Source organism: Rhodococcus sp. 3258 (assembly GCF_031456475.1).
Classification (GTDB): Bacteria; Actinomycetota; Actinomycetes; order Mycobacteriales; family Mycobacteriaceae; genus Rhodococcoides; species Rhodococcoides fascians.
Map to the genome: position 1 here is coordinate 57,565 of NZ_JAVDUT010000004.1, position 12,689 is coordinate 70,253.

General features: G+C 64.9%; 13 protein-coding genes. 8 read left to right on the plus strand and 5 right to left on the minus strand.

Features of this window, described 5'->3' with window-relative positions:
* Window positions 1–31: 31 nt before the first annotated feature.
* Window positions 32–328, minus strand: coding sequence for a DUF503 domain-containing protein (locus J2X62_RS14075; RefSeq protein ID WP_032366161.1), 297 nt, complete (start codon window positions 326–328; stop codon window positions 32–34).
* A 72-nt stretch (window positions 329–400) separates the two neighbouring features.
* Window positions 401–3,946, minus strand: coding sequence for a carboxylic acid reductase (gene car, locus J2X62_RS14080; RefSeq protein WP_310181347.1), 3,546 nt, complete (start codon window positions 3,944–3,946; stop codon window positions 401–403).
* A gap of 332 nt (window positions 3,947–4,278) precedes the next feature.
* Here car and J2X62_RS14085 point away from each other — a divergent pair, with 332 nt between their 5' ends.
* Both J2X62_RS14085 and J2X62_RS14090 read left to right on the plus strand, forming a co-directional pair.
* Window positions 4,279–6,075, plus strand: a complete 1,797-nt coding sequence (locus J2X62_RS14085; protein WP_032388358.1) for an acyl-CoA dehydrogenase — start codon at window positions 4,279–4,281, stop codon at window positions 6,073–6,075.
* A gap of 34 nt (window positions 6,076–6,109) precedes the next feature.
* A complete protein-coding gene (locus J2X62_RS14090) occupies window positions 6,110–6,871 on the plus strand; it encodes an SDR family NAD(P)-dependent oxidoreductase (protein WP_027497177.1) in 762 nt (253 codons plus the stop codon).
* Window positions 6,872–6,886: 15 nt separating this feature from the next.
* Here J2X62_RS14090 and J2X62_RS14095 read toward each other — a convergent pair whose 3' ends face one another.
* The 3 genes from J2X62_RS14095 to J2X62_RS14105 all read right to left on the minus strand — a co-directional run bounded on the left by J2X62_RS14095 (window position 6,887) and on the right by J2X62_RS14105 (window position 8,666).
* Complete coding sequence (locus J2X62_RS14095; RefSeq protein WP_052066234.1) at window positions 6,887–8,149, minus strand: cupin domain-containing protein; 1,263 nt, start codon at window positions 8,147–8,149, stop codon at window positions 6,887–6,889.
* Window positions 8,146–8,400 carry a hypothetical protein gene (locus J2X62_RS14100; protein WP_027497175.1) on the minus strand — a complete coding sequence of 85 codons (255 nt, stop codon included), beginning with the start codon at window positions 8,398–8,400 and terminating at the stop codon, window positions 8,146–8,148. Before J2X62_RS14100 ends, J2X62_RS14095 begins: the two co-directional genes overlap by 4 nt.
* Window positions 8,401–8,504: 104 nt before the next feature.
* Complete coding sequence (locus J2X62_RS14105) at window positions 8,505–8,666, minus strand: hypothetical protein (protein WP_167328012.1); 162 nt, start codon at window positions 8,664–8,666, stop codon at window positions 8,505–8,507.
* A gap of 44 nt (window positions 8,667–8,710) precedes the next feature.
* On the opposite strand from J2X62_RS14105, the gene idi reads away from it, so the two are divergent.
* The 6 genes from idi (at window position 8,711) to J2X62_RS14135 (ending at window position 12,672) form a co-directional block, all read left to right on the plus strand.
* Window positions 8,711–9,319 (plus strand): isopentenyl-diphosphate Delta-isomerase, encoded by a 609-nt coding sequence (idi, locus tag J2X62_RS14110; protein ID WP_032366164.1) that lies wholly within the window; start codon window positions 8,711–8,713, stop codon window positions 9,317–9,319.
* A gap of 24 nt (window positions 9,320–9,343) precedes the next feature.
* Window positions 9,344–9,970: a CoA pyrophosphatase gene (locus J2X62_RS14115; protein WP_032370581.1), complete on the plus strand. Its 627-nt coding sequence runs from the start codon at window positions 9,344–9,346 to the stop codon at window positions 9,968–9,970.
* A 67-nt stretch (window positions 9,971–10,037) separates the two neighbouring features.
* Window positions 10,038–10,643: a CDP-alcohol phosphatidyltransferase family protein gene (locus J2X62_RS14120; RefSeq protein ID WP_032366166.1), complete on the plus strand. Its 606-nt coding sequence runs from the start codon at window positions 10,038–10,040 to the stop codon at window positions 10,641–10,643.
* Window positions 10,644–10,645: 2 nt separating this feature from the next.
* A complete protein-coding gene (locus J2X62_RS14125) occupies window positions 10,646–11,500 on the plus strand; it encodes a DUF881 domain-containing protein (RefSeq protein WP_032366220.1) in 855 nt (284 codons plus the stop codon).
* A gap of 113 nt (window positions 11,501–11,613) precedes the next feature.
* Entirely contained in the window at window positions 11,614–11,937 is a 324-nt protein-coding gene (locus J2X62_RS14130; protein WP_205912519.1) for a small basic family protein, read from the plus strand.
* A gap of 3 nt (window positions 11,938–11,940) precedes the next feature.
* Window positions 11,941–12,672, plus strand: a complete 732-nt coding sequence (locus tag J2X62_RS14135; protein WP_027497170.1) for a DUF881 domain-containing protein — start codon at window positions 11,941–11,943, stop codon at window positions 12,670–12,672.
* Window positions 12,673–12,689 lie beyond the last annotated feature (17 nt).

The following is a 12,689-nucleotide window of genomic DNA, read 5'->3' on the forward strand; positions in this document are numbered from 1 at the left end:
CGAAGACCCGGATTCGTCGACAGCGCGCGATTCAGATGTCGTCGCTCTTCAGGGTGCGCCGCCGAACGGCTACGAGATGAAGCTCGGGTCGGGACGCCGCCATCCGCTCGACCCGGTCGAGGATGTCGGTCACGTGCTCGAGGTCGCCGGCTACCACCGACGCTCCGATTTCGGCCCGTCTGTGCAGGTCGCGATGGTCGGTTTCGGCGACCGACACCGCGAATTTTCGATGCAGCTCCGAGATCACGGGCCGAATCACCGAGCGCTTCTCCTTCAGGGAGTGCACGTCGCCCAACAAAAAATCCAGTTCTATCCATCCGATCCACATAGGCTTTCGACTGTACCGCGGTAGTGGGCGGGGCTACCTGGTGCGAGCCGAAGGGCCCGCACCAGGTAACGGTCAGCTCTTGGCCACCAGGCCGAGTGCTACCAGATCGGCCAGATACTTCTCGATCAGTTCTCGCCCGAGGTGTGGGATATCGCCGACAGCCGACGCGAATTCGTCTGCCGGCAGGATTGCTCCCGACGACGGGTGCTGGGGATGCGCGTAAGAGTGGATCAGCGGCAACAACGAGTGTGACCGTTGTTTCTCCGGTAGTTCCTGAACTGCCGCGCTGAACCTCTCGAACCATTCGTCGTAGTCGTCGACGATCTCGATGGTGCAGCCTGCATCACGTAGCCAATCGACGAACGTATCCAGCGATATGTCGTCGTCGTGGGGGTTCAGGATGTCGAAGGTTCGGTAGCCTGCCACGTCGTCGCCCGCGATCGAGGTGATGGCCTCTGCACTGAAGTCCGCAGGCAATCCGTCGTAGTGAGCCAGTGGCCTGCCCTGCTCGTCGGTGGGCGCTCCGGTGTCGGTGGCATAGAAGCTTCTCGGTGCCAGCCCGGTTGCGACCACCGACAGGATCAGGCGCGTGAATACGTCGGGCACGTTCAGCTGACCGGACCAGGTGCTGTGGGCGAGGATCATGTCGGACCGGAAGACCGAAACGGGAAGCGAGTACTCGTCGAAAGCATTGCGCAACAACACTTCGCCTGCCCACTTGGAGTTTCCGTAACCGTTGGCGTACGACTCGTCGACTGCTCGTTGCGGACTGTCCACCCGAATGTCACCGTTCTCGTGGAAGTCGTCGACACCGACGGCAACCGCGACCGTCGACAGGTAGGTCACCGGCTTGATGTGGTCGGTCAAGGCCAACCGGATCACCTCGGCCGTTCCGACGACGTTCGGTCCGAAGAGGTGCTCGTACGGCAGCGCGTGATTGACCAGTGCTGCCGGGTGCACGACGCGGTCCACGCGGCGGGAAAGTTCCTCCCAGACATCGTCGGTCAACCCGAACCGGGGAGTGCCCAGATCGCCTGCAATCACGTCGAGTGCGGCGTCGGCCAAGGCGCGGTATCGATCGGACAACGTCGCGTCCCCGCTGTCGAAGGCGGCGTCGAGCCGAGCGCGGGCATCGGCATCGGAGCGTCCGCGCACCAGGCAGATGACTCTTCCGCCGGCGGCTGCCATCTTCTCGAGCCATTCGAGGCACAGAAACCTGCCCAGGTAGCCATTCGCTCCCGTCAGCAGCACGGTGTTCGTTACCGTCCGAGGGCCTGGAATTCGATGAGCGGCATCGAGCAGTGAGGCGTCCAGAAATGCCGACAGGGTCAGATCCGATGCGTGCGCGACGGAAGCGTCGCGTCCGTGAACCGACGCGAATGTCGCTGTGTCGGAATCGTTGTCGATTGCGGACGTGATGTAGTCGGCAAGAGCCGCCAAGTCCATTGCGGGTCCGGTGATCACCCCGACCGGGATGTCGACGTCGTAGATGTCGCGCAGCAATGTGGAAAACGTCAACGCCGACAACGAGTCACCACCGAGATCGGTGAAGTGGGCATCGGGCCGGATGTCCGCGCCCGAACAGCCGAGCAGAGCCTGGGCGGCGTCCCCGACCGTGGCGAGCACGGGTGCCTGGGCACCGGAACGCCGGAGCTCACGCAGTCGATCGGTCTGCCCCGATTCGAGTTCTGCGTAGCGACGCTCGAGTTCGTCGCCGTACCGCTCGACGAGTTTGGGACGCAACTGCTTTCCGGCACCCGACAGCAGACCGTTGTCCTGAGTGAAGGGCTCGCGTTCGAGCACGACCTCGCGAGGTATCTCGTACGAATTCAGCGACTCCGTGCGAGCGATCCGCTGTAACGACTCCATGATCGCGCCCGCAGTCGAGTTCGCTTGGGCAGGAACGACGATCGCCAACAGATACGACCGCTGGCTGTTGCCGTACAGGAAGATCTGGTCCACCAGCTCGCTCGTACCGAACACCGCTTCCAGGCGCGCCAACGCGACGAATTCGCCCTGGGCCAACTTCAATACGTTCTTGCGACGATCCACGTATGCGAGCCGGTCCGGTTCCAGCTCGGCCACGACATCGCCGGTGCGGTAGAACCCGTCCGAATCGAAGACGTCTGCGGTCACATCGGGCCGCTTGTAGTAGCCGGGGATGATCGACGTCGTCTTGAGCAGGAGCTCACCACGTGGATGGGGAGTGTCGGTGGAGAAATAGCCGAGTTCGGGCACGTCGTCCAACTTGTATTCGAGAACCGGTGGCCGCGCGACGATCCCGTCGAGAAGTACCATTCCGGCTTCGGTCGAACCGTAATTGTCGCGCACCCGAACGTCGAGCAAGTCGGTCACGAAATCCTTGACCTCGGCGGCGATGGGTGCGGTGCCCACCATTGCAGCCAGGATTCGTCCACCGAACTGCTCGGACCGCACGCGCTCGAGCACGCCTCGCGAAATCTGCTCGTGTTCGCCCGCATCGGTACCGTCGACCGCACGATCGATTTCGGCGAGCACTGTGTGGCGAATCATCTCGCACACCCGCGGAATCAACAACGCCAGCGTAGGGCGCGCCAGAGCGAAGTCCTCGAACAACGTGGACAGGTCGCTGGAGCCGGCGAAATGAACCGTGCCGCCCGCCGCCAGAGTCGAGAAAACGAGCCCGCGGCCCGCAAGGTGGCTCATCGGTAGGTAGTCGAGAGTGATGACGGGAAAAGCCGGCTCGTCGACACCCTCGGACGAGGCACCCGTCCGATGCCAGGCCCCGGTCCACACACCGGACACGATCTGCTCGGTATGCATCGCCCCTTTCGGAGTACCGGTGCTGCCGGAGGTGTAGATCAGTGCGGCGAGGCGCTCGGGATCCTCGACGTCGAACAACGGCACCTGGGGGAGTCGGGAACCCTCGTCCACCAGTTCGGTGAGCGGTCGAACAGCAATGCCGGACCCGTGGACACCCTCGCGCGCGGACGTCAGCGCGCGGGTGTCGGCATCGATTCGGTCGTCGTAGTCGAGTACGACCACTGTGCGGATCGACCGGCAGTGACCGGCGACCTCCATCGCGACGGCGAGGTTGTCCACGTCGGAGGCCAGGACCACCGGCTCGACCTCGTCGACGATGGCCCTCAGTTGACCCGCGGTGGCTCCGGCCTGAAGTGGAACTGCGACTGCGCCCACACGGATGGTGGCCAGTTCGGTGATCACGTAGTCGATGCCGGCGAAACCGAGCGTGGCCACGAAGTCGCCCGCAGCGATGCCGCCGTCGTCGTGACCGAGGGCGGACGCCAAGGCTCCCGCGTCGGCCCAGGCCTGCCGGTAGGTCACCGTGTCGAATCGGGGGAGCAAGCGAGCGGTAGTGCTGCCGTCGGTGTCCTCGATCGTGCGCGCGCGGCGTCCCAGGGCGGGGCGGTCGGCGTACCTGGTCATGATCTCGGCAACCACGCGAGCGAGGTTGGGGGCCAATTCTCGAGCAGCGTCGGCAATCGACCGATCCGGCTCGGCAGCCCGGAACTCCGGATCGCTGTCGTGCAGATGCTGGAAACGGTCTCGTTGGCGGATGTCTCGATCGTGTTCGCTGTCGACGGCCACTGTGCTTTTCATGGCAATTGTTCGGGTCATGCTTCGCTCCCCTCCACGATGCACCGGACGACGCCGGATCATCGTGCTCGTACGTCGAATATCGTTATCAAAGGTAAGTATATGCCCGTGGCCGAGTAGGCAATCGTGACGCTGCTCATAGTCCAATTGGCCGGAAATGTCTGTGTTTCAACCTTTCTCGCGTACTGCTATGCCGGGCAACCGTCGTGTATCCGGGCGGCGTAGGTACTCGATGTGGACGACCGAACTCGACTTGTATGGTGAGTTGCACGTCACGTGCGACGCGGTTGCCGCTCCCTCGTAGAGCTCACGCCGTCGGCTCACGCGTCACCCCTCTCGATCGGAGCAGCGAAATGTCGGACGTTCTCTCACGCCGCGACCTGGATTTTCTGTTGTACGAATGGCTCGATGTGGTTGCGTTGACGGAGCGGCCACGTTTTGCGGAACACTCGCGCGAAACGTTCGATGCGGTACTGGACCTGAGCGCAGACATCGCCCACAAGCATTTCGCCCCGCACAACAAGAAGGCCGATGCACACGAGCCCACCATGAACAGGGATGGTGCGGTGGAGCTGATCCCCGAGGTGAAGGCCGCTCTCGACGTGTACCGCGACGCGGGGTTGATGGCCGGGCAGTTCGACGAATCGATCGGCGGTATGCAGTTGCCCGCCACCGTCTCTCGAGCTGCCATGGCGTTCTTCCAGGCTGCAAATGCTGGAACGTCGTCTTATCCGTTCCTGACGATGGCCAACGCCAATCTGATCGCCACCTACGGCAGCCCGGAGCAGGTGCGCGACTACGTGCGGCCCATGATCGACGGGCGTTGGTTCGGCACCATGTGCTTGTCCGAACCGCAGGCCGGGTCGTCGCTGGCGGACATCACCACGAAGGCTGTGCCGCAGGACGACGGCAGCTACCGGCTCACCGGTACCAAGATGTGGATCTCCGGTGGAGATCACGAACTGACCGAGAACATCGTGCACCTGGTTCTGGCGAAGACGCCGGGTGGACCTCCCGGCGTCAAAGGGATCTCGCTGTTCATCGTTCCCAAGTTCCTGCCGAACGGTGAGGGCGGCATCGCCGAACGTAACGACATCGTGCTGACCGGGCTCAATCACAAGATGGGCAACCGCGGTACCACCAACACCCTGCTCGCGTTCGGCGACGGAACCCATTCTCCCGGTGGGAAAGCCGGGGCAGTCGGCTATCTCGTCGCGGAGGAGAACCGTGGTCTGTCGTACATGTTCCACATGATGAACGAGGCCCGGATCGGCGTCGGATTCCTGGCGATCGCACTCGGCTACGTCGGCTACCTGAAGTCCGTCGAGTACGCGAAGACGCGCACCCAGGGACGGCCACTGGGAGCCAAGGATCCGGCCGCGCCTCCGGTCGCATTGATCGAGCACGCCGACGTGCGCCGAATGTTGTTGGCGCAGAAGTCGTATGTCGAGGGGGCATTGGCCCTCGGGCTCTACTGCTCGCGTTTGGTGGACCACCAGGATTCGGCATCGGACGCCGCCGACGCAGCTCGATCGACACTGTTGCTCGACGTACTGACACCGATCGCCAAGAGTTGGCCCTCGCAGTGGTGTCTCGAGGCCAACAGTCTTGCCATTCAGGTGCACGGGGGTTACGGCTACACCCGCGACTACGACGTGGAACAGCACTACCGCGACAACCGGCTCAACCCCATTCACGAAGGTACACACGGCATTCAGGGCTTGGACCTACTCGGCCGCAAGGTCGTCATGCAGAACGGTGCCGGGTTGGCGCTGCTCGCCGAGCGAATCGCCGAGACCGTGACGCGAGCATCGACTCACGGGGGAGCGGCCGAGCAGTACGGCACCGAGCTGAACAACAGGTTCTCGAGGATCGTCGAGGTCACCGCCGCAGTCTGGGGTACCGGTGACGCCGCCGTGGCGTTGGCGAATTCCACGGCCTACCTCGAGGCAATGGGCCACACGGTCATCGCGTGGATGTGGCTCGAGCAGCTGCTTGCCGTGGGAGACCGAATCGGAGACTTCTACGACGGAAAGCGCTCTGCTGCACGGTACTTCTTCGTCTACGAGCTACCGAAGGTCGATGCACAGCTCGATCTGCTGGCGCTTCTCGATCGAACGACCCTCGATATGTCACCCGCCTGGTTCTGAGCACGAGACACCCGATACAAGGAGATTTCAGAACATGTCGATCTTGGACAAATTCCGCCTCGACGGCCGCGTCGTCATCGTCACGGGCGCATCGTCCGGTTTGGGAGTGTCTTTCGCGAAAGCGGCGGCCGAGGCCGGAGCCGACGTGGTACTGGCCGCCCGTCGCGTCGACAAGTTGGCACAGACTGCCGCACTGATCGACAGCGTCGGTGGGCGTTCGCTGAGCGTGGCAACCGATGTGGTCGATCCAGACCAGTGCACGGCCATGGTCGAGGCCGCCGTCGCCGAGTTCGGCAAGGTGGACGTGCTGATCAACAACGCCGGCGTCGGCACGGCGTACCCCGCCACCCGCGAGACTCCCGAGCAGTTCCGCTCTGTCATCGACATCAACCTGAATGGCTCCTACTGGGCCGCTCAGGCGTGTGGACGGGTGATGCAGCCCGGAAGCTCGATCGTGAACATATCCAGCATTCTGGGGCTCACCACCGCCGGTCTGCCTCAGGCTGCCTACAGTGCCAGCAAGGCGGCCATCGTCGGTCTCACTCGTGACCTCGCGCAACAGTGGGGCGCTCGAAAAGGCATCCGCGTCAACGCTATTGCGCCTGGTTTCTTCGAGAGCGAGATGACCGATTCCTACCAGCCGGGATACCTCGAGGCATTGGCTCCCCGAATGATCCTCGGACGCAAGGGCGACCCCGAAGAACTGGCCGCCACCGCGGTCTGGCTCGCCTCCGACGCGGGCGGATACGTGACGGGCCAGACCATCGCAGTGGACGGCGGCGTGACCATCACCTGATGGTCGGGGTCACCATCACTCGATGGCGGTGACTGCGATGCCTTCGCGCACGAGCCTGCGACCGACCACGACAGCATCGTCGGTGTCGAGGCCGGGCAGAGAATCCAACCGGCACGGCGATCCTTCGAGCAACAATTCGAGGGCATCGGCGCACTGAGGCGGCATCGACACGGTTTTGTCGCGCAGCACGACAGCCGCGGACTCGGGGGTTCGCACCACTCGCGCGATCACCCCGGCCCTGAGCCGAATCGAGTCCTGACCCCGCAGCGCGCCCATCTGGGCAACACTGCGAACGGGGCGCACCGGTTCGGGTCGAACCAGCTCGTCGTACCGACTCGCAACACGCTCGGTGATCCGATGCAGCGCCTCAGGATCTCGATCCAACTCGTCGAGAGCTCGGCGCATGTCGCCGAGCACGCGGCGTACGTGGGGGAGAACGGACTCGGAATCGGTCGGGTCCCATCCGGCCGGCAACGGTGCGCGCAGTCCCTCGACGTCCTGAAGAGCACCGAGGGTGTGATGGGCGATGTCGTAATCGTTGAACGACGCGACGCCTATCGTCAGATGCACCGTCGTCTCGCCCAGGGCCTGCGCCGAATGGATCCAGCCGCGCGGGAGATACAGAACGTCACCGGGCTCGAGCACGATGTCCAACTCCGGGGAGTCGTCGGCGTGACGTTCCACTGCTGCTCGTCGGTCCGACCACGGCTGATTGTTCAGTGGATGGCGATGCACCGGCGAGTGAATCGTCCACCGCTTACTACCGGCGATCTGCACGACGAACACGTCGTGAACATCGTAATGCGGCGAAAAGCCCTGGGACGCAGCCGGAGTGACGTAGGAATTGACCTGTACCGGGTGGCCGAGCTCGCGAACGAGCTCGCCGGTGAAAGCAATCAAGGGCGGCCACAGGCGATGCAGGCCCTGCAGCACCAGAGTGTTGCCGGCCGCGAAGGCCGACAGAACCGCCGCGGAATCGACCTGGTCGGTGATCTCGGCGCCGAACCCTCCGGACCCCGTGAACTTGTTCTTCTCCAGCAGGCGGCCGTCCTTGGCCATCCGCACGAACGGGGTGCGTACGCCGCGCTCGGCGATCAACTCGTCGACCGCGTCGACCGTCATCAGATCCTCGAACGATCCGGACAGTTCGGCAGATCGGGTGAACTTGGGTGCTATGCCCCAGTGACGCTCCGCGAAAGTGGCGGCGTCGATTCCGGTGAGACGACGAAGCGCGGACCGGTTGCCCGGTCCGCGCTCGTCGTTCGACTCGATGATCAAGCGGAACCGTCCGCACCGCCGTCGTGTCCGCCGGGGTTGGATCCGCCGTCGGCCGGGCCTTCTCCACCCGCTGGGCCGTCGGCTCCGCCGTCGTGTCCGTCAGGATTCGATCCGCCGTCAGCGGGTCCTTCGCCTGCTCCGGCCGGGCCGTCGGCTCCGCCGTCGTGTCCGCCGGGATTGGATCCGCCGTCAGCGGGTCCTTCGCCTGCAGATCCGCCTGAGGTGGTGATGTCGTCGTCGTTGATGCTCATCGAGGTCCTTCCGTTGATGGAGGTTCGTGCTCTCGCGCAGCGCGGGAACATCGGGGGTATTGACGCAATCTCTGTGATTCAAACAGCGACGGCACCGGGAAATATCACTCCTGATCGTCGGCGATCTCCGGGGCGTTCTCTCGTGTCGCCATCCCACCGCCGCCTCCGCCGTCCACCGGTCCGGGGCGGCCGCCCTTGGGGGAGTCCGCCGTGTCGTGTTCGGTCGAGGTGCCGCCGTCTGTCTTGTCCTTGTCGTCCTGTCCCATGGTTCGACACTAGACCGGCCGTCCGTCCGTGGGAGCATGGAACGATGGATCGATCCCCTGCGCAGCACGTGGTGCTGCTCGACGACGAAGGCCGCGCCGTCGGCACCCAGGACAAGACCACGGTGCACACCGAACAGACCCCGCTGCACCTGGCGTTCTCCAGCTACGTGGTGCGTGAGGACGGTGCCGTGTTGCTCACGCGACGGGCGTCGAGCAAGACGACATGGCCCGGCGTGTTGACGAACAGTTGTTGTGGACATCCAGCACCCGGCGAGGACCTGGAGTCGGCAGTGCTCCGGCGCATCGGCGAGGAGCTGGGTCTGCAGGCCCGGTCCGCGGAACTGGTGCTGCCGCATTTTCGGTACCGCGCTGTGATGGACAACGGGATAGTCGAGAACGAGATCTGCCCCGTCTACCGAGTGACGGTCGGCGACGACGCAACACTCGACCCGGATCCTGACGAGGTCGACGAAACGCGATGGGTGTCCTGGTCCGAATTTTCGGCCGACGTGCTCGCAGACCGAATCGATGTATCGCCCTGGTGTCGAACACAAGTGGAGCAACTCGCCGGGTTGGCCGAGCACGCACTGGCCTGGCCCGCGTCCGCCGACGAACTCCTTCCTCCGGCCGCGCGTCTCGCGGATTCCGCGTGACGGCAATCGAATCGGTGGGTACTCATGGCGCGTAGCGACGAGTCGAGCGACTGCCTCGGCCGCGACTCGATGGAGCGCGCACTCGGCCACTTCGAGTTTCGGACAGCAGATGCCGACGGTCTGCGCCACGCAGCTGTTGCTCTGGCGGTCGGCGGGGAGCGCGGAGACCATCGCCTGCTGTTGACCAGACGGCCGAGCCGATTGCGCGCTCACCCGGGTCAGTACGCGCTACCTGGTGGCGGAGTCGATCCGGGCGAAACCCCGGCACAGGCCTGCCTGCGTGAACTCCAGGAAGAGTTGGGCATTCGTACCGACCCGGGGGAGGTACTCGGGCGCCTCGACGATTACGTCACCCGTTCGGGTTACGTCATCACACCGTTCGTGGTGTGGGTGGGCGAGTATTCGTCGTCGCTGCAGCCCAGTGCCGACGAGGTGGCCGAAGTGTTCGAGGTGACCGAGGCCGAACTCGATGTCGATGCGGAATTCGTCACGATCCCCGAGTCGCCCCGACCCGTGATTCGGTGGCCGTTCCGAACCGGTGCCATCCATGCTCCCACGGGTGCCATCGTGCACCAGTTTCGTGAAGTGGTCCTTCGCGGTCGACACACCCGGGTCGCGGACTTCGAGCAGCCGGTGTTCGCGTGGCGCTAACGTGGCCTCGAACCGCCGGTGTGCTCGCGCCGGCTGCCACGACGCCCGAGGCGACAGGAGGTGAGCGGTGACGGACAAGAGCGAACTCGAGGTAACGGATCGGATCGCAACTGTTCCCAACCTGCTCAGTGCCGTGCGACTCGCCGGCGTTCCGCTGTTCTTGTTTCTTCTTCTCGGCCCCCAGGCAGACGGCTGGGCGCTGGTCATTCTGCTCGTCAGCGGCGGCACCGACTGGCTCGACGGAAAACTCGCGCGTTTGCTCGGGCAGTCGTCGCGGCTGGGGGCGATTCTCGACCCGCTCGTCGATCGCTTGTACGTCGTCAGCACGCTGGTCGCATTCGTGGTGCGCGGCATCATCCCGTGGTGGGTCGCTGCCATCCTGATCGGGCGAGACGCGGTTCTCGGCCTGACCATGTTCGTCTACCGACGTCGCTCCCTCCCGCCTCCGGACGTGATCTATCTCGGGAAGGCAGCCACGTTCGTGGTCATGATCGCGCTGCCGGTGCTGTTGGTCTCCGTGGGCACCGGTTCCGTGGCCGACGCCGCTGGGCCGCTCGGTTACGCGCTCCTGATCTGGGGGACGGTGCTGTACACGTGGACCGGTGCGTTGTACCTCGGCAAGGCAGTGGCCGTCGCGCGAGCGATCGCGCCCACCTCCGCACCGGGCAGGTGACGGTGCAGCCACCAGCACGACCGAAGAGGAACCCGACTCCGTCACTGCTCACATCGCTGTTGACGGATCACCTCGATCCGGGTTACGCAGCCGCTGCCGTCGAACGGTCGGCGCACCACGTGCGTACCCCTAGGGTGCCGCCTGTCCTCTGGCTGATCACCGGTGCCGTCGCTGTCGGAGTGGTCTTCGGGGTCGCGATGTCGCAGCTGGCCTCCGACGCGGCGGAGATCGACCGGGCCAGTGCCGACGCCTCTGCTGCAGTGCGTGCTGCCCAGGAGCGTGAGGCCGAACTGGACGTCACGAGGGACGAACTCGCAGCCCAGGTATCGACCGAGCGTGATCGCGCGCTCCAGTCCGATGCTGCCGGGAGCGAGCTCCTGGACCGTCTCGATGCGGTCGAGTCGGCGGCCGGTATCGACTCGGTGACCGGTCCCGGCTTGTCGGTCGTCGTGACAGAACCTGCCGCAGGCGGTGCATCCAACAGATCGGTCCGTACCGGTTCCGGCGCAACCGTTCTCGACCGCGACATCGCTGCCGTCGTCAACTCCCTGTGGGCCAGCGGCGCCGAAGCGGTGTCCGTCGACGGCAATCGAGTCGGGCCGAACGTGACGATCAGACAGGCAGGCGGCGCGATGCTGCTCGACAATCGCCCGATCACCTCGCCCTACGACATCGATGCGATCGGTCCACCGCAGCGCATTCAGGTGCAGTTCGCCGTCAGCGACGCGTACCTGCGCATGAGCACGGTCGCTCAGCTCTACGGTGTCGGTTTCTCGGTACGGCCTGCCACCGATCTCGAGTTCGGGCCGGCCGTCGCCAGGGAGTCGTTCGAGGCGAAGGAGGTGGCCCCACGATGACGGCGAGTGACGTCCCGGACGTCGAGGCATCCGACTCCGGCAGCCCCGGTCCCGAGGTGCCCGGCGGCACCGAGCCCGCCGCCACCGGCCGCGCCGGATTCGCGCTCGCAGCATTGGTCGCGCTCGTCGTCGGAGTCGTGATCGGTCTCGTCGCCGGGCCTCGAGTTCCAGCAGTCGTCGCCCCATACCTGCCGATCGCCGTCGTGGCCGCTATCGATGCAGTGTTCGGCGGCGTGCGCGCCTTTCTCGACGGCATTTTCGACGCCAAGGTGTTCGTCGTGTCCTTCGTCTTCAACGTCCTCGTCGCGGCGCTCATCGTGTGGCTCGGCGATCAGCTCGGAGTCGGAACGCAACTGTCCACCGCCATCGTCGTCGTGCTCGGAATACGTATCTTCGGCAACGCCGCTGCGTTGCGCCGACGGCTTTTCGGTGCCTGACCGATGAACGCAGGCCCCGGACGGCACGGTCGGCGCACCCGACGTGGACAGCGCACGTGGTTCGGCATTCTCGCTCTCGTGTTGATGTGTGCCCTCGGAATCGGAATCGCGACACAGGTGCGGGAAACGAGCACGTCGGGCAATCTGGAGAACTCGCGGCCCGAGGACCTTTTGGTGGTGTTGGACTCCCTGACGCGACGCGAGGCGTCGATCCGCGACGAGATCAGCGCGCTTCAAGGCACGCTCGCCACCCTCCGGCAGTCCGGTTCCGGGTCGGACGCCGCGGTGGCGGAAGCCCAGGAAAGATTGTCCGCGTTGTCCATTCAGATCGGCACCGTGGCGGCCCGAGGACCCGGCGTCACGTTGACGATCGACGACACCGACGCCGGCGTCGGAGCAGAGGTTCTGCTCGACGCGTTGCAGGAGCTGCGGGCCGCCGGTGCCGAGGCGCTGCAGATCGACGGTGGTGGGGTCGCGGTCCGCATCGGTGTGGATTCGTGGATGGCCGGACCGGCCGGCCGAGTCGTGGTGGACGGCCGAGAACTACGCGCTCCCTACACCTTCACTGCCATCGGAGATCCGGCGACTCTGGAAGCTGCACTGAACATTCCGGGAGGGGTGATCGACACGGTCGCTCGCAACGGGGCGAGCTCGCGAGTCGAGCGATCGGACCAGGTCACGGTCTCCGCCTTGCGAGATCCGCGCCCACGTCAATACGCTCAGCCCGGAAACTGATCGCCCGCTCGCCCCGG